The sequence below is a fragment of the Corynebacterium sp. c25Ua_89 genome (assembly GCF_047459735.1).
Taxonomy (GTDB): domain Bacteria; phylum Actinomycetota; class Actinomycetes; order Mycobacteriales; family Mycobacteriaceae; genus Corynebacterium; species Corynebacterium simulans.
In genome coordinates this window covers 87613-114073 of sequence record NZ_JASBOD010000007.1, presented here as the reverse complement: position 1 = coordinate 114073, position 26461 = coordinate 87613, and the positions used below count along the sequence as shown (strand labels likewise).

26 protein-coding genes and 2 tRNA genes are annotated in these 26461 nt (G+C 57.1%); 15 read left to right on the top strand and 13 right to left on the bottom strand.

From position 1 onward, the window contains the following. Positions 1-15: 15 nt before the first annotated feature. The 3 genes from QKB66_RS10830 to QKB66_RS10820 are packed head-to-tail and all read right to left on the bottom strand — an operon-like array spanning position 16 to position 4801. The gene (locus tag QKB66_RS10830; RefSeq protein WP_248092973.1) at positions 16-489 is read right to left on the bottom strand and encodes a DUF4233 domain-containing protein; all 474 of its coding nucleotides are present in this window, start codon (positions 487-489) and stop codon (positions 16-18) included. Continuing rightward, positions 486-2021: a bifunctional tetrahydrofolate synthase/dihydrofolate synthase gene (gene folC / locus QKB66_RS10825; RefSeq protein ID WP_414253277.1), complete on the bottom strand. Its 1536-nt coding sequence runs from the start codon at positions 2019-2021 to the stop codon at positions 486-488. Before folC ends, QKB66_RS10830 begins: the two co-directional genes overlap by 4 nt. Next, complete coding sequence (locus QKB66_RS10820) at positions 2021-4801, bottom strand: valine--tRNA ligase (RefSeq protein ID WP_414253276.1); 2781 nt, start codon at positions 4799-4801, stop codon at positions 2021-2023. The genes folC and QKB66_RS10820 overlap by 1 nt, the downstream gene beginning before the upstream one ends. A gap of 93 nt (positions 4802-4894) precedes the next feature. Between QKB66_RS10820 and QKB66_RS10815 the strand changes: the two genes are divergently transcribed. Continuing rightward, positions 4895-5062 (top strand): hypothetical protein, encoded by a 168-nt coding sequence (locus tag QKB66_RS10815; RefSeq protein ID WP_311518586.1) that lies wholly within the window; start codon positions 4895-4897, stop codon positions 5060-5062. A 39-nt stretch (positions 5063-5101) separates the two neighbouring features. Then, a complete protein-coding gene (gene panC, locus QKB66_RS10810) occupies positions 5102-5935 on the top strand; it encodes a pantoate--beta-alanine ligase (protein ID WP_414253275.1) in 834 nt (277 codons plus the stop codon). On the opposite strand, the gene QKB66_RS10805 is transcribed toward panC, so the two are convergent. Continuing rightward, positions 5932-6894, bottom strand: a complete 963-nt coding sequence (locus QKB66_RS10805) for a malate dehydrogenase (protein WP_061924137.1) — start codon at positions 6892-6894, stop codon at positions 5932-5934. The two genes, panC and QKB66_RS10805, sit on opposite strands and share 4 nt — an antisense overlap. A 272-nt stretch (positions 6895-7166) precedes the next feature. Between QKB66_RS10805 and QKB66_RS10800 the strand changes: the two genes are divergently transcribed. Continuing rightward, positions 7167-7937 (top strand): TetR/AcrR family transcriptional regulator, encoded by a 771-nt coding sequence (locus QKB66_RS10800; RefSeq protein ID WP_061924139.1) that lies wholly within the window; start codon positions 7167-7169, stop codon positions 7935-7937. A gap of 66 nt (positions 7938-8003) precedes the next feature. On the opposite strand, the gene clpX is transcribed toward QKB66_RS10800, so the two are convergent. Further along, entirely contained in the window at positions 8004-9299 is a 1296-nt protein-coding gene (gene clpX / locus QKB66_RS10795; RefSeq protein WP_061924143.1) for an ATP-dependent Clp protease ATP-binding subunit ClpX, read from the bottom strand. A gap of 303 nt (positions 9300-9602) precedes the next feature. Then, positions 9603-11102, bottom strand: a complete 1500-nt coding sequence (locus tag QKB66_RS10790; RefSeq protein ID WP_414253274.1) for a peptide MFS transporter — start codon at positions 11100-11102, stop codon at positions 9603-9605. 285 nt (positions 11103-11387) lie between these two features. On the opposite strand from QKB66_RS10790, the gene QKB66_RS10785 reads away from it, so the two are divergent. The 3 genes from QKB66_RS10785 to QKB66_RS10775 are packed head-to-tail and all read left to right on the top strand — an operon-like array spanning position 11388 to position 13252. Continuing rightward, the gene (locus tag QKB66_RS10785; protein WP_061924149.1) at positions 11388-11741 is read left to right on the top strand and encodes a GntR family transcriptional regulator; all 354 of its coding nucleotides are present in this window, start codon (positions 11388-11390) and stop codon (positions 11739-11741) included. A 2-nt stretch (positions 11742-11743) separates the two neighbouring features. Further along, positions 11744-12562: an ATP-binding cassette domain-containing protein gene (locus QKB66_RS10780; RefSeq protein WP_414253273.1), complete on the top strand. Its 819-nt coding sequence runs from the start codon at positions 11744-11746 to the stop codon at positions 12560-12562. Positions 12563-12574: 12 nt separating this feature from the next. After that, on the top strand, positions 12575-13252 hold the full coding sequence (locus QKB66_RS10775; protein ID WP_284841783.1) for a hypothetical protein: 678 nt from the start codon (positions 12575-12577) through the stop codon (positions 13250-13252). 106 nt (positions 13253-13358) lie between these two features. Here the strand turns inward: QKB66_RS10775 and QKB66_RS10770 are convergent, their stop codons facing one another. Together QKB66_RS10770 and QKB66_RS10765 are read right to left on the bottom strand one after the other, a co-directional pair. Next, positions 13359-13982 carry an ATP-dependent Clp protease proteolytic subunit gene (locus tag QKB66_RS10770; RefSeq protein ID WP_070455897.1) on the bottom strand — a complete coding sequence of 208 codons (624 nt, stop codon included), beginning with the start codon at positions 13980-13982 and terminating at the stop codon, positions 13359-13361. Between the two features lie 21 nt (positions 13983-14003). Then, positions 14004-14603: an ATP-dependent Clp protease proteolytic subunit gene (locus QKB66_RS10765; protein ID WP_070455896.1), complete on the bottom strand. Its 600-nt coding sequence runs from the start codon at positions 14601-14603 to the stop codon at positions 14004-14006. Between the two features lie 137 nt (positions 14604-14740). Between QKB66_RS10765 and QKB66_RS10760 the strand changes: the two genes are divergently transcribed. The 6 genes from QKB66_RS10760 to QKB66_RS10735 all read left to right on the top strand — a co-directional run bounded on the left by QKB66_RS10760 (position 14741) and on the right by QKB66_RS10735 (position 20173). Further along, the gene (locus QKB66_RS10760) at positions 14741-15421 is read left to right on the top strand and encodes a metal-dependent transcriptional regulator (RefSeq protein ID WP_070732394.1); all 681 of its coding nucleotides are present in this window, start codon (positions 14741-14743) and stop codon (positions 15419-15421) included. A gap of 148 nt (positions 15422-15569) precedes the next feature. Continuing rightward, a complete protein-coding gene (nrdI, locus tag QKB66_RS10755; protein WP_239239504.1) occupies positions 15570-15998 on the top strand; it encodes a class Ib ribonucleoside-diphosphate reductase assembly flavoprotein NrdI in 429 nt (142 codons plus the stop codon). 35 nt (positions 15999-16033) lie between these two features. Then, positions 16034-18232, top strand: a complete 2199-nt coding sequence (gene nrdE, locus QKB66_RS10750) for a class 1b ribonucleoside-diphosphate reductase subunit alpha (RefSeq protein ID WP_061924170.1) — start codon at positions 16034-16036, stop codon at positions 18230-18232. Between the two features lie 53 nt (positions 18233-18285). After that, a complete protein-coding gene (gene nrdF, locus QKB66_RS10745) occupies positions 18286-19311 on the top strand; it encodes a class 1b ribonucleoside-diphosphate reductase subunit beta (RefSeq protein WP_082787678.1) in 1026 nt (341 codons plus the stop codon). Further along, the gene (locus QKB66_RS10740; protein WP_141761282.1) at positions 19262-19567 is read left to right on the top strand and encodes a hypothetical protein; all 306 of its coding nucleotides are present in this window, start codon (positions 19262-19264) and stop codon (positions 19565-19567) included. The genes nrdF and QKB66_RS10740 overlap by 50 nt, the downstream gene beginning before the upstream one ends. 30 nt (positions 19568-19597) lie before the next feature. Continuing rightward, entirely contained in the window at positions 19598-20173 is a 576-nt protein-coding gene (locus QKB66_RS10735; RefSeq protein WP_061924173.1) for an NADPH-dependent FMN reductase, read from the top strand. A 106-nt stretch (positions 20174-20279) separates the two neighbouring features. Here QKB66_RS10735 and tig read toward each other — a convergent pair whose 3' ends face one another. The 3 genes from tig to QKB66_RS10720 form a co-directional block, all read right to left on the bottom strand. After that, positions 20280-21638, bottom strand: coding sequence for a trigger factor (gene tig / locus QKB66_RS10730; RefSeq protein WP_070455893.1), 1359 nt, complete (start codon positions 21636-21638; stop codon positions 20280-20282). Positions 21639-21723: 85 nt separating this feature from the next. Further along, positions 21724-21797: transfer RNA gene (locus QKB66_RS10725), tRNA-Pro, on the bottom strand. 567 nt (positions 21798-22364) lie between these two features. Beyond that, positions 22365-22439: transfer RNA gene (locus tag QKB66_RS10720), tRNA-Gly, on the bottom strand. Positions 22440-22589: 150 nt separating this feature from the next. Here QKB66_RS10720 and QKB66_RS10715 point away from each other — a divergent pair. Together QKB66_RS10715 and QKB66_RS10710 are read left to right on the top strand one after the other, a co-directional pair. Beyond that, positions 22590-23387 carry a DUF1542 domain-containing protein gene (locus tag QKB66_RS10715; protein ID WP_414253272.1) on the top strand — a complete coding sequence of 266 codons (798 nt, stop codon included), beginning with the start codon at positions 22590-22592 and terminating at the stop codon, positions 23385-23387. Positions 23388-23517: 130 nt separating this feature from the next. Then, positions 23518-24351, top strand: a complete 834-nt coding sequence (locus QKB66_RS10710) for an aldo/keto reductase (RefSeq protein ID WP_414253271.1) — start codon at positions 23518-23520, stop codon at positions 24349-24351. A gap of 158 nt (positions 24352-24509) precedes the next feature. On the opposite strand, the gene QKB66_RS10705 is transcribed toward QKB66_RS10710, so the two are convergent. Further along, entirely contained in the window at positions 24510-24983 is a 474-nt protein-coding gene (locus tag QKB66_RS10705; protein WP_061924185.1) for a ribose-5-phosphate isomerase, read from the bottom strand. Between the two features lie 125 nt (positions 24984-25108). Between QKB66_RS10705 and QKB66_RS10700 the strand changes: the two genes are divergently transcribed. Continuing rightward, positions 25109-25810: a hypothetical protein gene (locus QKB66_RS10700; protein WP_414253270.1), complete on the top strand. Its 702-nt coding sequence runs from the start codon at positions 25109-25111 to the stop codon at positions 25808-25810. A 20-nt stretch (positions 25811-25830) separates the two neighbouring features. Here QKB66_RS10700 and QKB66_RS10695 read toward each other — a convergent pair whose 3' ends face one another. Beyond that, entirely contained in the window at positions 25831-26454 is a 624-nt protein-coding gene (locus QKB66_RS10695) for a DsbA family protein (RefSeq protein ID WP_414253269.1), read from the bottom strand. Between the last annotated feature and the right edge of the window lie 7 nt (positions 26455-26461).

Genomic DNA, 26461 nt, shown 5'->3' with positions numbered 1-26461 from the left:
GCAAAGTCTACGTGGCTATTGGCGCGGCTGCGAGGCGTTTAGGTGCTGGGTGGTGAGGTATCCGCGCTTCATGCGCTCGACGATGATGCCGCGCATGTAAGAAGCCATAAGCCACAGCAGGCCAAAGATGATGAAGATGGCCGCGATGGACCAGTGGATCATAAAGCCCAAGATGATAGCGAGCACGTGCAGCGCAATCATGGCGTTGACAATCCACGGCTTGTTCATGAACGCAAAGCTAACGAGCAGCAGCACAGCCATGCCAATCACTACGGAGTAGTTAAACGGGGTCCACAGCGTGCCGTCGTAAAGCTTGTACAAAAGTGGCAGCGCCAGCACGAGGGTGAGCAGCTCCATGGTCAGAGAGCTGGCCACCACCATCCCGCCAAACTGCTTGAGCGGGTCTTTGACCGGTGCCTTGCCGAGACCGAGCGGACTGATTTCAGATTCCGGCACCTCGTTGCGGTTGGTGCGGCGGGACTGACTCATGCGGGATCCTTTCCAAACATCGCGCGGGCGTCGCCGGCAGTGACGACGGAACCCGTGATGACGATACCCGAGCCAGACTGAACTTCCGCATCCTCAGCCAGCTCGACTGCTTGGGCATAAGCGCCGGGTAGATCCAGGGCCACATACACGCGCTCTTCGCCGAAGATGTCGCGGGCGAGCTCTGCCAGCTCGTAGGCGTCGCGGGCGCGCGGAGAAGAGTTTTGCGTGATGACGACCTCAGTGAGATAAGGCTCGAGGGCCTCCAATATGCCAAGGGCATCTTTGTCTTCGAAGATGCTGATGACGCCAACGAGGCGAGCGAAGTCGAAGTCGCGGTCAAGGGCCGCGCCTAGGGCCTTCGCGCCGTGCGGGTTATGGCAGGCATCGACGAAGGTCGTGGGGCTGGTGCGCACGCGTTCCAGACGGCCGGGAGAGATAGCCTGCGCAAAGCCGTTGCGCACGGTGGCCGCATCGAGCGGCTTGCCTGCCGACGCCCCGAAGAAGGCCTCGACCGCAGCCAGCGCCACGCCGGCGTTTTTAGCTTGGTGCTCGCCGTGCAGCGGCAGGAAGACGTCTTCGTATAGGCCGCCCAAGCCCTGAATGTTCAGCTGCTGGCCGCCGACCGCGATGCGGGACTCCAGCACCGCGAACTCGCTGCCGGAGCGCGCCACACCCGCGCCAACCTCGACGGTGCGCTGCAGGATGACGGACATCGCCTCCGGCTCCTGCTCCGCGATAATGGCGATGTTCTCGCGCGGGGCGAGGACGTCATCATCGTCGTGCTCGCGCGCCTTGATGATGCCGGCCTTCTCCCCCGCGATCTCGGCGAGGGTATCGCCCAGGTAGTCGGTGTGGTCGAGGCCCACCGGCATGATGACGGAGACCTCGGCGTTGACCACGTTGGTGGCATCCCAGGTGCCGCCGAGGCCGACCTCGACCACGGCGACGTCGACTGGCGCGTCGGCGAAGGCCGCATAAGAGATGGCCACCAGCACCTCGAACTTGGACATCGGAATGTCCGAGCGCGCGTCGACCATCTCGACATAAGGCTTGATTTCGCCCCAAATGCGCACGAAGTCACGCGGGTGAATCGGGCGGCCATCGATGCCGATGCGCTCGGTGACCAGCTGCAGGTGCGGGCTCGTCACCAATCCGACGCGGCGGTGGAAGGCGCGCAGCAAGGAGTCGATCATGCGGGAAGTCGAAGACTTGCCATTCGTGCCCGCGACGTGGATGACCTGGAAGGACTTCTCCGGGTTACCCAGCAAATCCATCAACGCTTGGATGCGCTCCAGGCTCGGAGCGATCTGGGTTTCGGGCGCGCGGGCGTTGAGCTCGGCGTCGACAAGCGCTAGCGCTTCCAGTTCCTCCGGGCTGACCTCGATGGGAGCGGCTTCCTCGTACTCGTCTTCCGCGCCCATGCCGAGGTTGAGCTGCAGGCCGGACTCCGTGATCTCCACGGGGCCGCCCTCAGTACCCTCTTGCAGGGCGTCGACGAGTTCGTATTCCTCGCGATCTTCTCGCTTGCTCACTACTTAAGTGCCTCCAAGCGTGCAGTGATGCGGTCGACTTCTTCCTGTGCCACCTGCTGGCGGGTGCGGATCTTCTCCACGACCTCGTCCGGAGCCTTGGCTAGGAAGGACTCATTAGCCAGCTTCTTTCCGGTCTGATCGAGCTCCTTGTTAGCCTTGGCCAGATCCTTTTCCAGGCGCTTGCGCTCGGCCTCGACGTCGACTGCGCCGGAGGTATCGAGGGCGACCTCGACGGTGCCCTGGGAAAGGCGTACCTCGATGGAAGCAGAGGCGGTAAAGCCCTCTTCCGGCACGGTGGTATTAGCCAGGTTGCGCACCAGGTTCTCCTGACCTGCAAGGTCCACCGAGGCGAAGTCCAGGCGGCCTGGGACCTTCTGCGAAGGCTTAACGCCCTGGTCAGAGCGGAAGCGGCGCAGCTCGGTGATGAGCTTGTCGGCATCCGCGATACGGCGAGCGGCAACCTCGTCGGTGGCCACGCCGCCGTTAGTATCGGCCGCGGTTGGCCACGGGGCAATCACGATTGACTCGCCGCCCGTTAGTGCCTTCCACAGGACCTCGGTGACAAAAGGCATGGTTGGGTGCAAAAGGCGCAGGACGACGTCGAGGACGCGGCCCAGGACGATCTGAGTGTTGCGTCCGGTCAGCCGCTCCGCGTCTGACGTATCTGCCGAATCGACGTCGCGCGGAATCTGGGACTTGGCAATCTCCAGGTACCAGTCACACAGCTCATCCCAGATGTAGTGGTAGAGCAGCTCGTTGGCCTTGGAGAACTGGTAGTCATCCAGGTAAGCGTCGAACTTGACGCGGACCTCTTCGGCGCGGTCCAGGATCCAACGGTCGGCGTCGGTTAGCTCCTCGCGTGCCGGCAGCTCCGCCACGCCAGCGCCGTTCATGAGCGCGAACTTGGTGGCGTTGAAAAGCTTAGTGGCGAAGTTACGGGAAGCCGCAGCAGCGTCGGAGCCCAGCGGCAGATCGACGCCCGGGTTTGCGCCACGCGCCAGGGTAAAGCGCAGGGCATCCGCGCCGTAGTCGCGGACCCAGTCCATCGGGTCGATGCCGTTGCCCAGGGACTTCGACATCTTGCGGCCCTGCTCATCGCGAACCAAGCCATGCAGGTAAATGTCGTGGAAAGGAATCTGCGGGCGGCCATCGCGCTCCGCGGAAGAACCGGCGTTGAGCAGCTCTGGGGTCTGGACGCCAGCGAAGGTGCCGAACATCATCATGCGGGCGACCCAGAAGAACAGGATGTCGTAGGCAGTGACCAGCACGTTGGTTGGGTAGAACTTTTCCAGGTCCGGAGTCTTTTCTGGCCAGCCCAGCGTAGAAAACGGCCACAACGCAGACGAGAACCAGGTATCCAGAACGTCTGGATCCTGCTCGTAGCCTGCCGGCGGCTCCTCGTCAGGGCCAACGCAGACGATATCGCGGGTGGTGTTGCCCTCGGCGTCGGTGGTCTCCGGGCCGTACCAGATCGGGATTCGGTGACCCCACCACAGCTGGCGGGAGATGCACCAGTCGTGCATGTCATCGACCCACTCGAAGTAACGCGGCTCGAGGGAGGTCGGGTGAATCTTGGTATCGCCCTCGCGCACGGCGTCGCCGGAGTACTTGGCCAGCTTTTCTACCGCCACGAACCACTGTAGGGAAAGGCGCGGCTCGACCGGCTCGCCGGAGCGCTCGGAGTGACCAACGGAGTGGACGTAAGGGCGGATCTCCTTGACGATGCGACCCTGTTCGCGCAGCGCTTCTCGGATCTCCACGCGTGCTTCCTCGCGAGTCAGGCCATCGAACTTGGTGCCGGTGTTCGCGATGTGGCCTGTGGAGTCCATGATGGTGGGCATGTCCAGGTTGTGGCGCAGGCCCATCTGGTAGTCGTTTGGGTCGTGGGCCGGGGTGATCTTCACGGCGCCGGTGCCGAATTCCATGTCCACGTAATCATCAGCGATGACCTTGAGCTTGAGATCATCGCGGAATGGGTGGGCAAACTCCTGTCCCACCAGGTCCTTGTAGCGCTCGTCATCGGGGTGGACGGCAATCGCGACGTCGCCAAGCATGGTCTCCACGCGGGTGGTGGCCACGATGAGATGCGGCTCGTCGTCGTTTAGCGATCCGTAGCGGATGGACACGAGCTCGCCCTCGACGTCCTTGTAAACAACCTCGATGTCAGAGACCGCGGTCTCCAGAACTGGGGACCAGTTGACCAGGCGGTGGGCCTGGTAGATCATGCCGGCGTCGAAAAGCTGCTTAAAGATGGTCTGGACCGCGCGGGACAGGCCCTCGTCCAGGGTGAAGCGCTCGCGGGACCAGTCCACGGAGTCACCAATGGCACGCATCTGGTTCTGGATGGTGCCGCCGTATTCTTCCTTCCACTCCCAGACCTTGGAGATGAACTCCTCGCGCTCATAATCCCAGCGCTTTTTGCCCTCGGTCTCCTTCAGCTTGGACTCGACCTTGGTCTGGGTGGCGATACCCGCATGGTCGGCGCCCGGCAGCCACAGGGTGGCATAACCCTGCATGCGCTTGCGGCGAATGATGGAGTCGATAAGTGTGTGGTCTAGGGCGTGGCCCATGTGCAGCTGGCCGGTCACGTTGGGTGGCGGCAGCACGATGGAATAAGGCTCTGCCTCGCTGGTGGCATCCGGAGTGAAGTAGCCGGCTTCCACCCAGGACTCGTAGAGGTCCTTTTCTACCGTCTGCGGCTCCCAGGACTTCGGAAGCGCGTCAGCACGGTTAGTGCCTACTAGTTGCTCTTTATCTACAGCGTTGTTCTGCTCAGTCACCCGGACAAGTCTACCCTGTCGGTCAACTGGCTTTTCACCCCCATTGGGCGAAATCGGCACCGCGGGCGCCGGCGGCTGGATACATTGTCTGTCATGTCTTCGCATCCTGGAACTTCCCCGGCGCGCCTGCGTACTCGTTTCTTTGCCAAGGCGAAGGCTAAGGGCGCGCAGGCGGTCAAGATTGAGGGCGGCGGGGCGTTTGCTTGCCGAAGCCGCGCGTTCCTACGCCGCCGACGTTCACTCGCGCGCGTTCCCGAATGAGGCGGAATCCTTCAGCGACTAGTCTTTGAGGTTTGAGTAATGCAGGTTTTTGAAACTATTTCGCAGCTGCGTGCTTTCCGCGCGGAGCAGGCCGCTGCCGGGCGGAGCGTGGGATTGGTGCCGACCATGGGTGCTCTGCATGCCGGGCACGGCGCGCTGGTTAAGCGCGCACGCCAAGACAACGACGTGGTCGTGGTCTCGGTGTTTGTAAATCCGCTGCAGTTTAGTGATTTGGGCGAGTGCGATGACTACCGGAACTACCCGCGGGATCTGGAAGGTGACGCGAAGTTCTTGGAATTAATTGGCGTGGATGCGGTTTTCGCGCCGCGCGTGGAACAGATGTATCCGTCTGGTACCCCGTTAGTGTGGGTGCGCACTGGGCGCATGGGTGAGGTGCTCGAGGGGGCTTCCCGCCCAGGCCACTTCGATGGTGTGGCCACGGTGGTGACCAAGCTCTTTACTATCGTGCAGCCCACCCGCGCCTACTTCGGGCAAAAGGATGCCCAGCAGGTGGCGGTGATTCGGCGCATGGTGGCAGATCTCGACCTGCCGGTGGAGATTGTGGCGGCACCCATCGTCCGCGCGGCAGATGGTCTGGCGGAATCGAGCCGCAATCAAAGGCTCAGCACGAAGGAGCGTGACCAGGCTCTGGCGCTATCGCGCACGCTGTTTGCGCTTCGCGACGGCGCCTTCGCCGACGTAACGCAGGCCGCCGCGGCGCTGGATGCCAGCGAGGGCGTGAAGCTGGACTACCTGACGGTGGTGGATCCGAAAACGCTAGAGCCGGTGGCTGCTGCAGCGCGCCCTGCCCTAGCGTTGGTTGCCGCATTCGTGGGTCCGGTGCGGCTTATCGATAACCTGCTGCTCGATTAAAGCAGGTGCTGGACGGCTTCGCGCTCAGCGCGCAGCTCCTCCACGTTGGCCTGGATGCGTTCGGTCTGGAACTCACCAAGCTCTAGGCCCTGCACGATTTCCCAGGTGCCGTTCTTGGCCACGGTGGGGAAACCAAAGATAAGGCCCTCGTCCACGCCATAGGAGCCATCGGAAACCACCGCGGCGGTGCGCCAATCCTCGGTGCCGTGGATCCAGTCGTGCATGTGATCGACTGCAGCAGAGGCAGCAGAAGCAGCGGAGGAATGACCGCGGACCTCGATGATTTCCGCGCCGCGCTTGGCCACCTTCGGAATCATCTCCTCGGTGTACCACTTCTCATCTACCTCCGCGTTGGAGTAGCTAAGGTCTGGGAACTGGGTGGCGGAGTGGTTGCCCCAGACGGCCACCTTGGTGAACTCTGCGGTTGGCGTGCCGGTCTTGAGCGAAAGCTGGCTGAGCGTGCGGTTGTGGTCTAGACGCATGAGTGCGTTGAACTGGCTGGCGTCCAGGTCTGGTGCGCTCTGGGCGGCGATGTAGGCATTGGTGTTGGCCGGGTTACCGACAACGAGCACGCGGACGTCGCGCGCGGCGTGATCGTTGATGGCCTTGCCCTGGACGGTGAAGATGGCGCCATTGGCCTCGAGGAGGTCCGCACGCTCCATGCCCTTGGAGCGCGGGCGCGCGCCCACGAGGAAGGCGGCCTTGGTGTCCTTGAAGGCCACTGCTGGGTCATCGGTGACGGTGATGCCGCGCAGCAGCGGGAAAGCGGAGTCAGCCAACTCCATGGCCACGCCTTCTGCGGCGCCTACAGCGTCAGGGATTTCGAGCAGCGCGAGCTCTACCGGGGTGTCTTTTCCGTAGACGTCGCCAGCAGCGATGCGCCACAGCAGCGAATAAGCGATGTTACCGGCTGCCCCAGTAACGGTTACTTTGACGGGCTTCAATGCTGACTCAGTCATGTGCAATCCTCCTGCGGGATGTGGTGAAACAAACGTGTTCTTAAAGCCCACCTTAGCCTTGCGCGCAGAACTTATGCAGCAGGTTATTCCCCCTCTTTTGGAGTCAATCGAGATAACAAAATTGCGAAAATTACCCCCAAATGTCCCGCAGTTCATGACTTTATTTTCACTTGAAACTCGGAAAAGTTGGTTTTTGGGCACTATAGGAAGGAGAAAGAAAGAGTCTTAAAGGAACAGATTCATCTCGCACAGGACTTACAAGGACGGAAACAATGACCATGGACGCCACTGATTCGGCTTCGCCCGATTCCGTCGGCACCGCCGAGCTTACGGGCTCCGTCGACAAAGTAATCGACGTCGCCATCGAGCAGTTCTCCGAGTTGGGATTCGCTGACACCAAGTTGGACAACATTTCCCGCCTCGCCGGCATGTCCAAGCGCATGATCCATTACCACTTTGGTGACAAAAAGGGCCTGTACCAGCAGGCCCTCACGGTTGCGGCACGCCTCCTCAACCCACCGGCAGGCAGCCTTGAGCTGGACTCTGCAGTCCCAGTGGAAGGCGTACGCACGCTCGTAGACTGGCTTTTCAAGCAGCACGTTGAGCACCCAGAGGCCATCCGCATGATGACGATGGAATCCTCCACCGGCGCGCTTGATGGCGGCCACGCGCTAATCGACGTCTCCGAAGTTTTCCTTCACTTGGACAAACTTCTGATGCTGGGCCAGGACTCCGGCGCCTTCCGCCCGGGCATTTCGGCCAACGATATCTTCACCCTCATTGCCTCCCTCACGATGTACCGCGTGACCAATCGCTCGATGATGCAGAATTTGTTGGACATCGACATGCGCAGCCCCGAAAACACCGACGGCATGCACCGCATGACTGTCGACGCAGTCCTGGCATTCCTTACCACCAACATCCCGGATTCCGGGCACAGCTCCTACCTCACCACCAGCGCCGCCGACGAAGACAACGACGCTAGCCCGCAGGATATCTACTCCAGCGACGAAGAGCAGGCCGCATCGGATATTTACGAATAAAGCCTAAAAGAGCCGCCTTTTAGAAGGCGGCTCTTTTTACATGTGGGCTAGAGGGAAACGCGCTAGCTAGGCAGATTCCTTTTCAGCGTCAGAGTAGACAAACTCCGGCTCGCCCTCGCCCTTAACGCAGGCCTCGGTAATGTGCACGGCCGTGATGTCCTCGCGGTCTGGCAGGTCATACATGATGGGAACGAGCAGCTCCTCCATGATGGCGCGCAAGCCACGAGCGCCGGTCTTGCGCTCAAGCGCGAGCTCGGCAATGGAGCCCAAGGCCTCGTCTGCGAAGACCAGTTCCGCGCCATCCATCTCGAAGAGGCGCTGATATTGCTTGATGAGCGAGTTCTTCGGCTCCACCAAGACCTTGACCAAGGACTCACGATCGAGGTTGTCCACGGTGGCCACAACCGGCAAGCGGCCGATGAACTCCGGGATAAGTCCGAACTTTACGAGATCCTCAGGGCGTACCTCAGAGAAGAGGTCGAGCTTCTCGCGCTCGCTGGCAGTCTCGAGCTTCGCGCCAAAGCCCACGCCCTTCTTGCCCACGCGCTCTGCGATGACTTTATCGAGGCCAGCAAAGGCGCCAGCAACGATGAACAGGATGTTCGAGGTATCGAGCTGGATGAACTCTTGGTTGGGGTGCTTACGGCCACCCTGCGGCGGGATGGCGGCTACGGTGCCCTCCAAGATCTTCAGCAGGGCTTGCTGCACGCCCTCACCGGAAACGTCACGAGTAATGGATGGGTTTTCAGACTTGCGGGAAATCTTGTCCACCTCATCGACGTAGATGATGCCGCGCTGCGCGCGCTCTACGTCAAAGTCTGCGGCCTGCAGGAGCTTGAGCAGGATGTTTTCTACGTCCTCGCCCACATAGCCGGCCTCGGTAAGGCTGGTGGCGTCGGCGATAGCAAAAGGAACATCCAGCATGCGAGCCAGCGTCTGCGCAAGGTAGGTCTTGCCGGAACCGGTAGGACCGAGCAGCAGGATGTTGGACTTAGCGATCTCGACGTCCTCATCCTCGACTTTCTTGCGGCGGCTTTCCAGGCCCGCTGCTTCTTCTGCCTTGATGCGCTTGTAGTGGTTATAAACCGCCACCGAAAGCACGCGCTTGGCCTGGTCCTGGCCGATGACGTACTTATCAAGGAAGGAGGAAATCTCCGAAGGGCGCGGAAGCTTTACTTCCTTCTCGGCATTGTCAGCCGCGGCGGCTGCGCCGAGTTCTTCTTCGATGATCTCATTACACAGCTCGATGCACTCATCACAGATGTAGACACCGCCGCCGGCGATGAGCTTTTTCACCTGTTTCTGGCTCTTGCCACAAAAGGAGCACTTGAGCAGGTCAGCGCTTTCTTGCATACGTGCCATTAAGGTCTTTCCACTCGCTTTTGATTATTGATTGTGGTGGGAAGATTCTAGGATGCCAATCCTTTGCATCCGGCGCCCTTAAAAAGGGGCGCGTCCCACAGATACCTCCACCTTAGTAAATCAACGCGACACCGCCCTCATTCATTCCTCCGCGTGGCGCAGCCTCAACCCCTCCTTGAGACTTCCCTTTTCGCAGTTCACCCACATTATGCGCCGACTTTCAGCAGGCGACGCAGAGACCAAGAAAGCGGCGACGACGCCGCGGGTCTTAAGACCAACGGCGTCGGAAAGCATCGGCTCCTTTTAGCGGAAGGTGGCGAAGTTCTTAACCACCCAGCGGCTGACTGCCAGGACTAGCAGACCCAGAACGATGGAAGCGATGCCCAGGGAGATAAAGAAGGTATTCTCCGCGCCAGCGTCCTCCGGGTTGTAGAAACCAGCCAGGGAGCCAGCCAGGGAGGTACCCATGGCAACGGCCATCATCCACACCGCCATCATGCGGGAGGGGAAGGCACGTGGCGCGACCTTCGTAGCAAGCGCGTTACCAACCGGGGACAGCAAAAGCTCGCCCATGGTGAACAGGAAGAGGATGCCAATGATGGCAAACATCGGCGTGGAATTTGCACCGGTACCGGAGTACGGCAGGAAGAAGAACAAAGAAATACCGATGATGATGTTCGCGGCGCCGAACTTCACCGGCGTGGACCACTGACGGTTACCGAGCTTGGTCCACATCGTTGCGAAAATCGCAGAGAAGATCACGATGAAGATCGGGTTGAAGGACTGCACCAGTGACGGCGGAATCTCGATGCCGAAGAAGTTACGGTTCAAGCGCACGTCCGCGTAGATGGTCATGACGGTGAACTGCTGCTGGAAGATACCGAAGAACAAAACACCAGAGACAAACAGTGGGATAAATCCCAGCAGACGCTTCTTTTCTTCCGCATCAACCAGCTCGGAGAAGTACATCTGGCACCACAATACGATTGCCGCCAACAGCGCAACGACGGTGACGATGTTGGATAGCCAATCGACCTTGATAACGCCGGTTGCGATGGAAATTACCGCAATTGCCACGATGCCAAGGACGGCAGCTAGGCCGAGCAGCATCTGCTTGCTGCTAGCAGGGTTCGGGACCTCGTGGCCTGCATCCTTGATGGTGGACTTGCGCATCAGGGTGTACTGAATCAGGCCCGCGAACATGCCGATTGCCGCGAGGCCAAAGCCCCAGTGGAATCCCTTCCAGCCCCATATGATCGTTGTGATCAACGGGCCGAATAGAGCGCCGATGTTGACACCCATGTAGAAGATGGAGAAACCACCGTCACGGCGGGTGTCATCACGGCTATATAGCGAGCCAAGCACCACCTGGGCGGTGGTCTTCACGCCGCCAGAGCCGATGGCGATGAGAACCAAACCAATCGCCAGACCAATAACGTCCGGAATAAACGCCAGAGCGATATGGCCGAGCATCACCAGGTTCGCGGAGTAGAACAGGGTGCGCTCCGGGCCCAAAATTCGGTCTGCAACCAAAGAGGCCAGAAGGCAGGCCATATAGACCAGACCGCCGTAGGCACCAACCACCGACGTTGCAGCGGTCTTGTCCATGCCCAGTCCGCCATCGGTAACGGAGTAGTACATATAGAGCAAGACGATCGACTGCATGCCGTAGAAGCTGAAACGCTCCCACATCTCGATGCCAAATAGGTTGGCTAGGCCCCACGGATGCCCGAAGAACAGTCTTTCTTCAGACTCCGTTTTGTGTGCTGTCGCGCCAGACAGCTGCGTATTGTGATCTGACATATAAATAGTTGACCACTAATTCTCGGTAACAACAAATCGGTTGGTTGCCCGAAATAATTGTCAAGGCACGCAGCTGCAGAAAATTCCACGTCACGGCCCCGCACTGCGAAAACTTTCACACCTATATTTGCAGCCGAATCGACCAAGGGTCGGAGCATCAACCTCCACTTCTGCCGCTTGCCCTTGACGATACATCAAAGCTCATTTAGGGTTACCCACATGGGTGGTAAACCCACAAACCCACAAACCGCTTTGTTATCAGTCACGCATCCGAAAAGAGGTCTCATGGGCAATCCCCTCCCCCTCTACCAACAACTCGCCAGCGGCATCCGCGACATGATCATGTCCAGCCAGCTCGCCCCCGGCGACCGCGCCCCCAGCACAAACGAGCTTTCCGCATTCCACTCAGTCAACCCCACGACAGCGTCCAAGGCCTTAACCGCGCTCTTCGACGAAGGCCTGCTCGAAAAGCGTCGCGGACTTGGAATGTTCGTCACTCCCGAAGCGCGCACCCGCATTGCAGAAAAGCGTCGTGCCGCATTACACGAGGATTTCGTCGCACCGCTTCTAGCCGAAGCACGAGCCCTCGGAATCACAACGGCTGAGCTCATCGAACTCATCAAAAGCGAAGGAGAATAACCATGCACACTATCGAGGCAAAAGACCTCCGAGTAAAGGACTTTCTCCACGCTCACTCGATCCGATTGAAGCCCGGAATCTACGGCATTATCGGTACCAACGGTGCGGGCAAGACGACGCTTATGAGAGCGATTGCGGGTCACCTTCCAATGACATCCGGCTCTATCGAGACTGCCCCAACTGCCCTTGCACGCACCGGCGCTGACATTTTGCTGGCGGGGCACACAGTAAAAGATCACCTTCACATCGCCCAGAAAGCGCGAGGTGAACTCGACATCGCCTATGCGAACCGTCTCCTAGCCCGCTTTGAGCTTCACCCCTCAGAGGTCTGCTCGAGGCTTTCCACCGGCAAGCGCCAATTGATTGCCAACATCACCGTTCTTGCTGCACGCACGCCTGTCACACTGATGGATGAGCCTTTCACTGGGCTAGACGTACCGACGCGTGAGGTACTGCGCCAAGTCATCATCGAACACGCATCCCACAACGACGATTGGACGTTACTTCTATCCTCACATCGCGCCGAGGATCTCGCTGGCCTCGCTGAGGGGCTCATCGTCGTGCAGAAAGGCCGCGCGATTGGTCCACTTCTGCTCGACGAACAGCGGGAATTATATCCACTGTTCACGGGCGAGAGCAGTGCCGTTGATGACGCAGTTGCCGCACTCACGGGGAGCGTCGTCAGCCAGCAAAAGCTCGGGCGAACCTCTCGCGTACGTGTCCAACTAGCGGAGCCGCTGAATACTCCTCTCCACGGCATAGACACCGATTTCCCAGACGACGTCCAACTCATCGACTCACTTGTATCCGCACAGCTTTAAAGGAGCAACACCATGACCGCACTCGTTTCGGCACACCGAAAGACAATCGCAGTATTTGCACCCCTCATCATTGTGCTCGCCGTGGGCGTTTACCTAGTTCCGCATGACTCCAGCCAAGTTAGCGTTAATCCCACTTTCTGGATCATCTTCTCGGCTATCTTTTGGGCGATACTTTGCGCAAGCGCAACCTCGCAGTTCAAGGTTTTGCGCAGCCTCGATATGCCGCAGAAGCGGTGGCAGATCGCAGCTCACGGGTTTGCCATCGTGGGCTCCGTTCTTTTTGGACTTTTCGCCGCCGCAGCACATTACATCGCGGTATCCGCAGGCGTTGATGTTAATAGCTCTTTTGAGGTTGCTGTCAACGGCGATACCGGCACCCTTCCAACTTGGTTAGCTCATTTGCTTTCTGTCCTGGCATTCCTGACCACTTACCTCGTTGCAGGCTATGCTGGCACGGCGATAGGGATGCTCTTCAAAGCGCTTGACAATAGAAGTATCGCTACGCGAACCATCGCAGCCGCTGGAGGCATTCTCCTAGTCTATTTCCTAGCAATCGCGATAAACTGGGCCGCATACACCTTCAGTATCCCAATCGAGGCGCCATATCCAGGCCTATTCATTTTCAGCGGTATCGCTATCATCTCCAGCGTTGTGCTGATGTGGCGGCTGCCTAGGCACATCCATCCGTAGAACAGGTTTGGGTGACGCACCAAGCCCTATAGAAACCCTAAAGAACTAAAACCAAAGCCCTTGCACCACAAATACGGTGCAAGGGCTTTAGCTTAACGACTGCGTTTTAGGCGTTGAGCTTGCGGTAATCAAAGACGGTATCGATGATGCCGTACTCAACGGCTTCCTGGGCGGTCAGGATCTTGTCACGATCGGTATCGATGCGAACCTGCTCCGCAGTACGGCCGGTGTGCTCAGCCAAGGTGTTCTCCATGAGGCGGCGCATGCGCTCGATCTCGTTAGCCTCGATCTCTAGGTCAGAAACCTGGCCCTGGGTGCCCTGGGTGCGTGGCTGGTGAATCAGCACGCGGGAGTTCGGCAGTGCCGCACGCTTGCCCGGTGCACCGGCAGCCAGCAGGACGGCTGCAGCAGATGCAGCCTGACCCAGGCAGACGGTCTGCACGTCTGGGCGGACGTAGCGCATGGTGTCGTAGATGGCCATCAGCGCGGTAAAGGAGCCACCCGGGGAGTTGATGTACATGGTGATGTCGCGATCTGGATCCTGGGACTCGAGGACCAGCAGCTGCGCCATGATGTCATTCGCCGAGGTGTCATCAACCTGGGTTCCTAGGAAGATGATGCGCTCTTCGAAGAGCTTGGAGTACGGGTTGGTGGTCTTAGAGCCTTGTGCGTTCTGCTCGACAAACTCCGGCAGAACGTAGCGGGAATTAGGCATTTGAAGGTTAGACATAGTGATAATTCTCCTTATTCCCTAGTTATTGATCGGGCCGTTTACGGACTCGATGACGTGGTCAACGATGCCGTATTCCTTGGCCTGCTGTGCGGTGAACCAACGGTCACGGTCAGAATCCTTAGTGATTTGCTCAAAGCTCTGGCCGGTGTGCTCAGCGATCAGCTGCGCCATTTCGCGTTTGGTCTGAGCAAACTGCTCAGCCTGGATGGCGATGTCAGCAGCGGTGCCACCCACGCCAGCGGAAGGCTGGTGCATCATGATGCGAGCGTGTGGCAGAGCGTAGCGCTTGCCCTTGGTGCCGCCGGAGAGCAAGAACTGGCCCATGGAAGCTGCCAGACCCATGCCATAGGTAGCAATATCGCACGGCGAGTACTTCATCGTGTCGTAGATGGCCATGCCCGCGGTAACGGAGCCACCCGGCGAATTGATATAAAGCGAAATATCGCGCGTGGGATCCTCTGCGGACAGCAGGAGAATCTGGGCGCACAGCTTGTTCGCAATCTCATCATCCACCTGGGTTCCCAGGAAGATAATGCGCTCGCGCAAGAGGCGCTCATAGACGCTATCACCCAGGCTCATACCAGTAGTGGATGAGTTCATTGAAATCTTCTCAGACATTAATGATGCTCCTTCAATTGAAGAATTTTTAACTGGCCCCACCTTACCGACATTCTTCTCAAATTTGGCCTCTGTTCGCTATGAGCGTTGGGAGCGCTACGTCAGCACACACTAAGGTGCTGGGTTAAGATTTCCCCATGTCTGTTTCCGAGCTTTCCACTAGCACACAGAATTATTTGAAAGCCATCTGGGGGCTAAAGGAATGGTCATCTGAGCCCGTAACCGCCACGCTTATTTCAGCACATTTAGGGCTCAAACTCTCCTCAGTCTCCGATGCAGTGCGCAAAATGACCAAGCAAGGGTTGGTATCACACACACCTTACGGAGCAGTGGAGCTCACCGATCGGGGTAGACAGTATGCATTGGACATGGTGCGCCGTCACCGATTGCTTGAATCTTTCTTGGTACAGGCATTGGACTATACATGGGACGAAGTCCATGACGAAGCAGAAAACCTCGAACACGCAGTGTCGGACATGCTGATAGAGCGCGTGGACAAGTTCCTCAATTTTCCCAGTAGGGATCCACACGGCGATCCTATTCCCACAGTTGATGGGAACATCACGATTCCTCGTGCACACCGGCTCTCTGACAGCGGAGCACAAACTCAGGTGATCGTTGAACGAATCTCCGATTCCGACCCACAACTACTAGCTTTCCTGAAAGAACACGGCATCGTCACGGGTGCCGTTCTAGACACGCGCGAAGGAGCCCCCTTTTCAGAATCACTCGAAGTGCGAGTATTTGGTAGCGCTCCGTGGGTACTGCTCGGACGCCCAGCTACCGACGCAGTTTTTGTAGCTCCTCATACCCCATAAAAGCCATCCCCCCTCCACCTAAACCTAACATTACCTGCCCTTTTAAAATATACGTTGCAACGTAGTTTGCAACTACGCTCACACGTAGTTACGCTTTCGTATATCACATATCCCACGAATGGCTCAGGCCAGGATGAGCAGGATTGCTATGTCAGACTCACCAGATTTGGTGTACTTTTCGAGCGTTTCTGAAAACACAAAAAGATTTGTTGAACGCCTAGGCAGACCCGCAGTGCGAATTCCACTACGGCCCAAGAAAAACGGAATGATCCAGGTTTCACACCCGTATGTACTCGTCGTCCCTACCTACGGAGGCGGCTCTCTCAAACGCGCGGTTCCTAAACAGGTCATCACTTTCCTTAACGACCCAATCAATCGATCCTTTATCCGCGGCGTCATTTCCTCAGGAAACACCAATTTCGGAAACGCCTACTGCGTAGCCGGCCAAATCATTTCCGCCAAGTGCCACGTGCCTGAGCTGTATCACTTCGAGCTACTCGGCACCCAAAAAGATATTGACATCGTAAAACAAGGTCTTCACAAGTTTTGGGAACAGCAAGAACACGTCAAAAAATGAAGAACACGTCCGGACCACACAGATTGGAATACACAATGACCCCTCCGCAGACCACACCCACGCAGCCTGTTGACGCAGCCCATCGCATCACCACCGGTGCTAACGACGAAGGCGGCGTTGGTAAGCGCAAAAGTTACCATGCGCTCAACGCACAGCTGAACTTATTCGATTCTTCCGGGAGAATTCAGTTCGACAAAGATATTGAGGCAGCACAGGATTATTTAGCCCACCATGTTGCTCCCCGCATGCGCACATTTAGCTCCACCACGGAACGCCTGGAATGGTTAGTAGATAATGAATACTACGAGCGGGGTTTCCTCGAACTTTACGAGGACGAGTTCCTGTGCGCCATATATGACAGAGCACATCGCGCCCAGCATCGGTTCCGCACATTCCTCGGCGCATTTAAGTTCTTTACTTCCTACGCGCTAAAAACCTTTGACGGCTCAACACTCCTTGAAGGCTACGAAGAACGCGTCACCACCACAGCTCTTTACCTGGCACAAGGCGACAAAGTTCTTGCAGAGAAACTGGTGGACGACATCATGTCCGGACGATTCCAGCCCGCCACCCCTACTTTTCTCAACGCAGGCAAGGCTCAGCGCGGTGAAATGGTGTCTTGCTTCCTCCTGCGAATAGAAGACAACTTGGAAAGCATTGGCCGCAGTGTGAACTCCGCGCTACAACTATCAAAACGCGGCGGTGGCGTGGCCCTATTGCTAAGCAATCTGCGCGAATCCGGAGCCCCGATCAAAAAGATTGAGAACCAAGCATCCGGCGTAGTCCCAGTTATGAAGATTCTGGAGGATAGTTTCAGCTATGCCAACCAACTGGGAGCCCGCCAGGGCGCTGGGGCTGTCTACCTGCATGCGCATCACCCAGATATTCTTCGCTTCCTCGATACCAAACGGGAAAATGCAGATGAAAAAGTTCGCATCAAGACCCTTTCACTGGGTGTCGTTATTCCGGATATAACGTTTCGCCTGGCCAAAGAGAACAAGGACATGCATCTGTTTAGTCCATATGACATTGCTCGCGAATACGGCGTGCCCATGTCCGACATGTCTATCACCGAGCATTACGACGAGCTGGTGACCAATCCGCGAATTTCGCACACCACCATCAAGGCCAGGGAGTTTTTCACTACGCTTGCTGAGCTTCAATTTGAATCTGGATACCCCTATATCCTCTTCGAAGATACGGTCAATCGCTCTAATCCCCTCAAAGGACGTATCAATATGTCCAACCTGTGTAGCGAGATCCTTCAAGTCAACACGCCATCCACTCTTGGCCCATCTGGCAACTACACCACCATCGGCCAAGACATTTCATGCAATCTGGGTTCGCTCAACATCGCTAAGGCCTTTGCATCACCGGATTTTGGAGCAACTGTAGAAACCGCAGTGCGCGCGCTCACCCAAGTCTCAGATCTTACCGATATCGAAGCAGTTCCTTCCATTGCTAAAGGCAATAAATCCATGCACGCGATTGGTTTGGGGCAGATGAATCTCCATGGTTTCCTTGCTTCCAAACGGATTCCCTATGGCTGCGCCGAGGCTTTGGACTTTACCAACTTCTATTTCCTGACTGTGACCTATCATGCGCTGCGCACATCCCATGCGTTAGCGGTAGAGAAAGGTCAGCGATTCCAGGGTTTTGAAGACTCTGCTTATGCCTCCGGCGCATTCTTCGACAAGTATCTCAAACAGGAATGGGTACCTGCCACCAAGCGAGTAGAGCAGCTTTTCCATGAAGCAGGCGTGCGGATTCCTACACGCGAGGACTGGCTGAAATTAAAGAATCAGGTGGCCCGAGACGGAATATATAACGCCTATCTACAGGCAGTTCCACCCACTGGATCAATTGCCTACATCAATGATTCGACTGCATCCATCCACCCGATTGCCTCCAAGATCGAAATTCGCAAGGAAGGCCGCTTGGGGCGCGTGTACTTCCCCGCACCGGAAATGACCAACGACAATGTGGAGTATTTCGAGGACTCTTTCACCGTGGGATACGAGAAAATCATTGATACCTACGCCATGGCCACGCAGCACGTGGACCAAGGCCTTTCTCTGACCTTGTTCTTTACTGCCGACAGCACCACTAGGGATATCAACAGGGCGCAAATCTATGCCTGGAAGGCCGGCATCAAGACCTTGTACTACATCCGTTTACGCCAATCCGCGCTCCAAGGCACTGAGGTCGAAGGCTGCGTCTCCTGCGCTTTATAGGAGCGCTGCCCTCCCATCTTTTGCACCACCAATTCACCCGAAAGGAAAAAGTAATGACTTCAGCATCGAACGCTGCTGCGTTAACTAGCATCTCTGTTACGCCTCCGAGCTTCCGACATGATCCCTCAGCCCGCATCCGCCCCATCAATTGGAACCGTGTGAGTGACGAAAAGGATCTTGAAGTATGGAACCGGCTCACCGCCAATTTCTGGCTGCCGGAGAAAGTGCCGCTTTCTAATGATCTCTCAGCCTGGCAGAAGATGACGCCCTCAGAGCGTAACCTCACCATGCGGGTGTTCACAGGTCTGACCACTTTAGATACCGTGCAGGCTACCGTGGGAGAAATCTGCCAAATTCAAGACGCCCGCACCGAGCATGAGCAGGCCGTTTACACCAACATTGCCTTCATGCAATCAGTTCACGCCCGTTCTTATTCTTCAGTGTTTTCTACGCTAAGCAGCACAAAGGAAATCGACGAAGCCTACCGCTGGGCGGTGAATAATGACCTTCTCCAAGCACGTGCCAAGAAAGTCCTCACGCACTATTTCGGGCCGGATCCGCTCAAGCGCAAGGTATCATCGACGCTTCTTTCTTCGCTCCTTCTATACGCGGGTTTCTATCTCCCCTTACACTTTTCTGTCCACGCCACCCTGACCAATACGGCAGACATGATTCGCCTCATTCTGCGTGACAAGGCAGTACACGGCTACTACTCGGGATATAAATACCAGCGTGGCCTAGAATCTTCTTCTCCTCAAAGGCAAAAAGAGATGAAGAATTTCACCATCTCTTTGCTCGAGGAGCTCTATTCCCTAGAGCTGGAATACTCCGGCGAACTATATGAACCATTAGGACTCATGGACGATGTGGCCGTCTTCGTTCGCTATAACGCAAATAAGGCCCTGATGAACTTGGGCTACCCAGATTACTTCCCACCTGAGGAAACGGAAGTTAACCCAGAAATTCTCGCCGCCCTAGCTCCTGGAGCAGACGAGAACCATGACTTCTTCTCTGGTTCAGGCTCCTCCTATGTCATTGGTACCGCTGAAGAAACGAGTGATGATGACTGGGATTTCTAAACCCTTCCCACGACCAGACCAAGGAAGCTGGCTTGAAACCATTGCATTGTTTGAGGCTATTCGTGAAGGAAACCAACCTGCGGCATTGCGGCTGCTACAAACCTCGGCCGCACGCGAGGCCGTCCTGGGAGGGCTTTTGGGCCTCATTGAACTGTATTTCCGCAATGAAGAAGATGACAAAATAGAGGGATTTCTCGCTGCCGCCCACAGTGCCGGCCCGCCCCCAGCTTTCGGTTGCAAGCCTTTTCTCCCTTAATCCAGCCCCAATGAAGAAAGAAGGTTCAGCATGACTTCCACCCCACGCATCACCGTTATCGTAGGTAGCCTGCGTCGCGGATCAATTGCGCGCAAGATTGCGCACGAAGTACTCACAATGATCCCGAAAGACTACGAGGCAAACATCCTCGAAATCCGCAACTTGCCCCTTTATGACTTCGACTACGATGATCCCGCGGTCACGGACAAGCCAACTCCGGCCGAGTACACCACCTTCCGCGACACCATCAAGAACTCTAGCGGAGTCCTTTTCATTACGCCCGAAAACAACCGCACAATCCCCGCATGCCTCAAAAACGCGGTGGACATCGGTTCTAAACCCAACTCAGATGTGGCTTGGAAGAACCTTCCCGCAGGAATCATCAGCCACTCTGTAGGGCGCATGGGTGGGTATAGCTCACAAAAGAACCTCCGATTGGCCCTGTCTTACTTTGATATGCCTTTTCCTGGGCAGCCCGAGGTATTCCTCGGCCAATCACCCACCCTTTTCGAAGACTCGGGCCGCCTTAATGAACACACCGCAGAATTTGTAAAGGACTACGTCATGCGCTTCCTGGCTCTGGTGGACAATGCCTTAACCAGCTAGGACCCACGCACATCTCTAGAGGGCGTTCACGATCACGCAAACCCCGGACTCATTCATGAATCCGGGGTTTGCTAGTGCGCTAGAAACCGCTCGCTACGAAAGAAACCTACTTCTCCTCGGTAGCATCTTCAGCGCCCTCTTCTTCGACCTCGCCGAAGTACTGGTCGACGTCAACCTTGTTGCCGTCCTCGTCCTTGACGTCAACGCGGCAGATAGCGGCTGCGAGAGCCTTGCCACGGCGAACATCAGAGAAGAGGTTTGCAATCTGGCCATTGGACTGCAGCTGCTGAATGAACTGGTTCGGGTCCATGCCGTAGGACTGAGCGGTGAACAGGATGTGGTCGGTCAGCTCCTGCTGGGAGACCTCAGGCTGCTCTTCCTCAGCAACGGCATCCAGGAACAGCTGGGTACGGACAGACTCTTCAGCGGACTCGCGAGCTTCCTTATCGAACTCCTCGCGGGTGGTGCCCTGCGCCTCAAGCAGCTGTGCGAATGCCTTCTCGTCGTGAGCCAGCTGGCCCAGGATCTGGTGCAGCTGTGCATGAACCTGCTCGTCAACGACGGAAGTCGGCAGCTCGAACTTAACGCCGTCGAGAGCAGCCTTCAGAACCTCGTCGCGGATGTTCGCAGCCTGCTCAGCCTTCTTGGACTCCTCAACACGGGTCTTGGTGGACTCGCGCAGCTCGTCCATGGTGTCGAACTCGGAAGCCATCTGTGCGAACTCATCGTCCAGTTCCGGAAGCTTGCGCTCCTTGGTCTGCTGAACGTGAACCTTGATGGTTGCTTCCTCACCAGCGTGGTCACCGGACTGGATGGTGGAGGTGAACTCGTTGTCCTCGTCGGTCTTCATGCCGCGCAGTGCGGTGTCAAGGCCCTTGATGAGGTCGTCATCACCAATCTGGTAGGACATGCCTTCGTAGGATGCCTCTTCCAGCTTCTCGCCGTCGATCTCGGTAACGATGTCGATGATGGCGAAGTCGCCGGTCTTCATCTTGCGCTTGGTGTCCTTGAGCTCACCAAAGCGTGCTGCCAGGTCCTCGAGAGCCTTGTCGACGTCCTCTTCCTTAGCCTCCAGAGCCGGAACGGTAACAGACAGCTTGGAGAAGTCCGGAACCTCGATCTCCGGGCGGATGTCAACCTCAGCGGTGAACTCGACGAAGTCGTTGTCCTCGATCTTCGCGATGTCAACCTCTGGCTGGCCGATAACCTTCAGCTCGTTTTCCTGAACTGCCTGCTCGTAACGGGTCGGCAGCATGTCGTTGACAACCTGCTCGAGAATCGGGCCGCGACCAAAGCGGGCGTCGATAAGCTGGCGCGGAGCCTTACCCTTACGGAAACCTGGGATAGAAACCTGTTGTGCGATCGCCGCATAGGCCTGATCGATTTCCTTGTCCAGCTCAGCAAACGGAACGTTGACGGTGAGCTTGACGCGGGTATCGCTCAGCTTGTCTACGGTGGTCTTCACGAGAAACTCTCCTGGCATAAATTGGTTCAGAATGTAAATAAGGGGTCTGGAAATACTTTTAAGGGTATTCCCAGACCCCCATACGTCGGGGCGACAGGATTTGAACCTGCGACCCCCTGCTCCCAAAGCAGGTGCGCTACCAAACTGCGCCACGCCCCGTATGTAGGCCTCCACGATCTTCTAAAACATGTCATGCTTTTCGCCGTGGGTGCGTTGCATACTCGAAATAGTGTAGCGGCATATCTCCAAATGACCTAACACCGACCCCCACTTAAGAGCATTTCCGCAGGTTAAAAGCTATTAATTTCCTCCCTGTCACAACGGTCAATTATGCAAAGTAACGCCTTAAAGCGCGAGTTTTAGCGCTTGTTTTGCGGCGCCATTCCACTGCATCGGCAACGTCTCCGCAGCCCGTTCAGCGAAGCCCCACAACATCGCACTGTGGGACGTGGGCCTTGCCCCTAAACCAGATGGTGAGGTTGCCCATTCCTAGATGGTGAGGTCACGCCGTCAATTCTGCGCCTGGTGATAACGGCTGTGACTGGAGTCTACTGGCCTCACCTTTTAGACCTCACCATTTAGGTTTGTCACCTCACCATTTGGGGTTTCGGCCAAACAAGCACGCTTTATGGGCTTTTCCCTGGATTTGGCCGCAAGGTGGAAAACGACAAATCTCGAGCCAACATTTGCATGAAACCTTGAAACATTGACTCGAGATTTAAAAATTGGAGGGAATGACGGGAATCGAACCCGCGTCTTCAGCTTGGAAGGCTGAGGTATTAGCCACTATACGACATTCCCACAGTCCGACATCTAGCGATGTTTGACGTGCGAACCACTTTAGCGCACTTGCCGGCAGAAAATAAAACCGGGCCCGTCAACGTGGGGAACTAACTAGGCTTGGAAGGCGTTCAACGTGTGTTGCCCATCAAGATTTGGAAGTGAGTTTTCTTGACACCAATTATCCTGCTTATTGCCGTCGGCGGCGGCGCCGCCTACTTTGCTTCGCGCGGACAGAAGAAAAGGCGCGAAGAGCTTGAAGCGCAGCGCTTCGAGGACGCATTGGCAGATGCCCGCCGCTGGACTGAGCGCCTGGGTGGTCAGGTCATGCAGGTTTCCGGCACCGACGCTGCTTCCACACAAGCCATGGCAGATGCTTCCGAGCGTTTCACCGCAGCCAATGCCGCGATTTCCCGCGCCAACACCGTCAAGCAGGCGAATCTGGCGCGCGAATCCGCGCTAGAGGGCATGCACTATGTCAACGCAGCGCGCGAAATCATGGGCATGGATGCAGGTCCAGAGCTCCCACCGTTGGAGGGCCAGCGCCAGGCTGGCAAGGTCACTGAAAAGCGCACAGTTGAGGCAGACGGCCAGACGATTACTGCTTCACCATATGCATCCAGCGAGACGCCGAACTACTACCCCGGCGGCGTGGTTGCAGGCCGCCCGGTTCCAGCGGGTTGGTACTCCCGCCCATGGTGGGCCGACGCACTGAGCACCGGCGTATGGATGATGGGTTACTCCATGATGTTCAACGCCATGTTCAGCGGCATGTCCGGCATCGGCTACTCGGCAGCAGCTGCTGAAAGCGGCGACTGGGGCGGCGACCATGGCGGTGGTGAGTTAGGCGGTGGTGACATCGCCGGAGACACGGGCGGTGACGGCGAAGATGGCGGCGGATTCTTCGACGGCCTCTTCGACGGCGGCGATGGCGACGACGGTCTCTTTGACTTCGATTTCGATTTCTAGGCCTTGCCCCACCCAGCGTCCAGCTTCGACAGCGCTAGCAACACAATTAATACGTAAATTTTCGTTCCTATTTTGCGCCGCTGAGCTTGGCTTCTTCTAAGTTGTTCACTCGCAACGTAGTCTGGGAGCCATGTCTGCACCAATGATGAAACTCCACGACGGTAACGAAATCCCACAGCTTGGCTTCGGCGTCTTCAAGGTCGATCCAGAAAAGACCGAAGAGCTCGTCGCTGAAGCCCTGCGCGTGGGCTATCGCCACATCGATACCGCTGCCGTTTATGGCAACGAGGAGGGCGTAGGCCGCGCCATCGCTAACTCCGATATTCCGCGCGAGGAGCTATTTATTACCACCAAGCTGTGGAATGACAGCCAGACCAACGCCGCAGAGGCCCTCGATGAGTCTCTGAAGAAGCTAGGCCTCGCCTACGTCGACCTTTATCTCATCCACTGGCCATGCCCAGAAAACGGCAACTACGTAGAGGCGTGGAAGCAGATGATTGAGCTGCAAAAGTCCGGCAAGGTCAAATCCATTGGCGTTTCCAACTTCGAGCTCGAGCACTTAGAGCAGCTGGAAACCCACACCTCTGTTACCCCGGTGGTCAACCAGGTTGAGCTGCACCCGTACCTACAGCGCTGGCGCGAATTGGACGCTTTCCGTGCACACGGCGTCAAGATTGAGGCGTGGGGCCCACTCGGCCAAGGCCAGACAGACCTTTTCGAGATTGATGAGGTTACCGAGCCTGCCAAGAAATATGGGGTCTCCCCTGCGCAGGTCATCATCCGCTGGCACCTGCAAAATGACGTCATCTTGTTCCCGAAGTCCGCGAACCCAGAGCGTATTGCGGAAAACTTCGACGTCTTTGGCTTTGAGCTAACCGAGGATGAGATGGCTGCCATCACGGATCTGGATCTTGGTGAGGAAGGCCGCGGCGGCCCGCACCCAAACGAGTTCAACGCTAGCTAAGCAGCGCGAGAACTAGACAGCGCGAGTCTGCTTAGCTAGGCATCTAAAAAGCGCCTTCATTTCTCGTTGGCCCCACATCCAGCGGGTGGGCGAAAAGAAGTGAAGGCGCTTTTAGCAGTTTTAGTATTTGAAGGCACCTTAAAGGAACCTTGAAGGAACTAAGCCTCAGGCAGCTCCGGCGGAATCTCAGTGCGCTCGTACTCAGCCAGGATGTCGATGCGGCGCTGGTGGCGATCAGCTGCGGACCACTCCTGCTCGAGGAAGGCATCCACGATGGCCAGCGCTTCTTCTTCAGAGTGCATGCGGCCGCCGATGCCGATCAGCTGAGCGTTGTTGTGCTCGCGAGCCAAGCGGGCGGTTTCTGGGGACCAGGCCAGTGCGCAACGCGCGCCCTTTACCTTGTTGGCTGCAATCTGCTCACCGTTGCCGGAACCACCGAGCACGATACCCAAGGAACCGGGATCGTTAACGGTACGCAGTGCCGCCTCAATGCAAAAAGCTGGGTAATCATCCTCAGCGTCGTAAACGTGTGCGCCACAATCGATGACGTCGTGGCCCTGCTTCTTCAGGTGTTCAACGATGACGTTCTTCATCTCGAACCCTGCGTGGTCTGCTCCTAAATAAACGCGCATGCCCCAAATCCTACAGCTTTGCCCAATCTGGCGTTGCTATGATCGGCGTTCCCCGTATTCATCCCCTGCATTAACGCTGAATCCCTCACAGCATGGCTCGCAACGTCTTAGAAAGGAGACTGGAAATGGACGAACGTTTTGGTGCACGGCTGTGCCTCGGCCTCTTTGTGGCCAGCCTGCTGTTGCTGCCAATCTTTCCGCTCTTCCTGCCGCCTTTCGTCGGACCCGTCGTCAGCACTGCTTGCGTCACGCTCGCGCACATCATCCTGGGCCTTTTCTATTATTTCCGGCCAACACGAGACCTGCGAGTAGGCCTTTGCGCACTCCTCGGCGCGGCCTCCTGGGCCACCTGGGTGTGGTGCTACTGGGAGGAATACAGCGCACAGATGTCGCTTCCTAACATCAATATCGCGGGCCTTATCGCACCAATTTCAACGCTGCTCACGATTCTTTTCCTCTCCTCGGATAGCCTCAAGTTCGGCTCCACATCCCGCGGCGGGAAGCGATATTTCGCCGTCGGAGTTGCCTTCATGGTGTTGGTCTTGGTCGAGGTGCTGTGGACCTTCCTGTTCCAAGAACAAAATGCAGAACCGACCATGTCGCCTGATATGGCCTCCTTGGCAACGGTCATCATCCTGCGCGCCGCACCAGTCATTCTCACCGTGGTTACCTGGGCCATCGCGCTTTCCACCCAAGACAAAAAGCCCCGGCGCCTGCTGATTGGCGCCGGAGCTTTGGCCCTGCTGAGCTTTTTCATCCCGTTCGTCACGGCATTTTCAGCAGTATTTGCTTTCGCGGCATGGGCAAACACCCGCGTCAAGCATTAAGCTCGGGGTGCTAACCCAAGTTACTTCTGGCTCACCTGCGGCATTTCGGTGCGGGTGCGCTTTAGTTCAAAAAAGTATGGGTACTGCGCAAGGCGGACGGAAGCATCAAAGATTTCGCCGGCTTCCTCACCTTCTGGCACGCGGGTAATTACCGGGCCAAAGAATGCGGTATCGCCGAGCTTGACCACTGGAGTTCCTACTTCATCGCCGACCTCGTTGATGGCGGCATTGTGGAACTCGCGCAGCTTATCGTCAACGTCCTCTGTGTTTGCCACCTCGGCGTAATCTGCCGGCAAGCCGACCTCTTCCAGCGCCTGCGCAATGATTTCATCATAAGCACCGAAGCCCTTCTTGCCGCCCTGCTCCTGGCCGTGGATGAGATTGCCCATCGCAGTGTAATAAGCATCGACCTTTTCAGGGGCCGCGACGGCGATCTTCGTGGCGACGCGGGCCGGGCCCCAGTTTGCCTTCATCATTTCCATGTAATCCGGGTCCAAATCGCGGCCGTCGTTAAGCACGGAAAGCGACATCGGCACGAAGGTGACCTCGATATCGCGGACCTTTTCTACTTCCTTGAGCCAACGGGAGGTGGCCCAAGCAAACGGGCAGCTGCAATCGAACCAAAACTTCACAGACTCAGCCATGTGGACT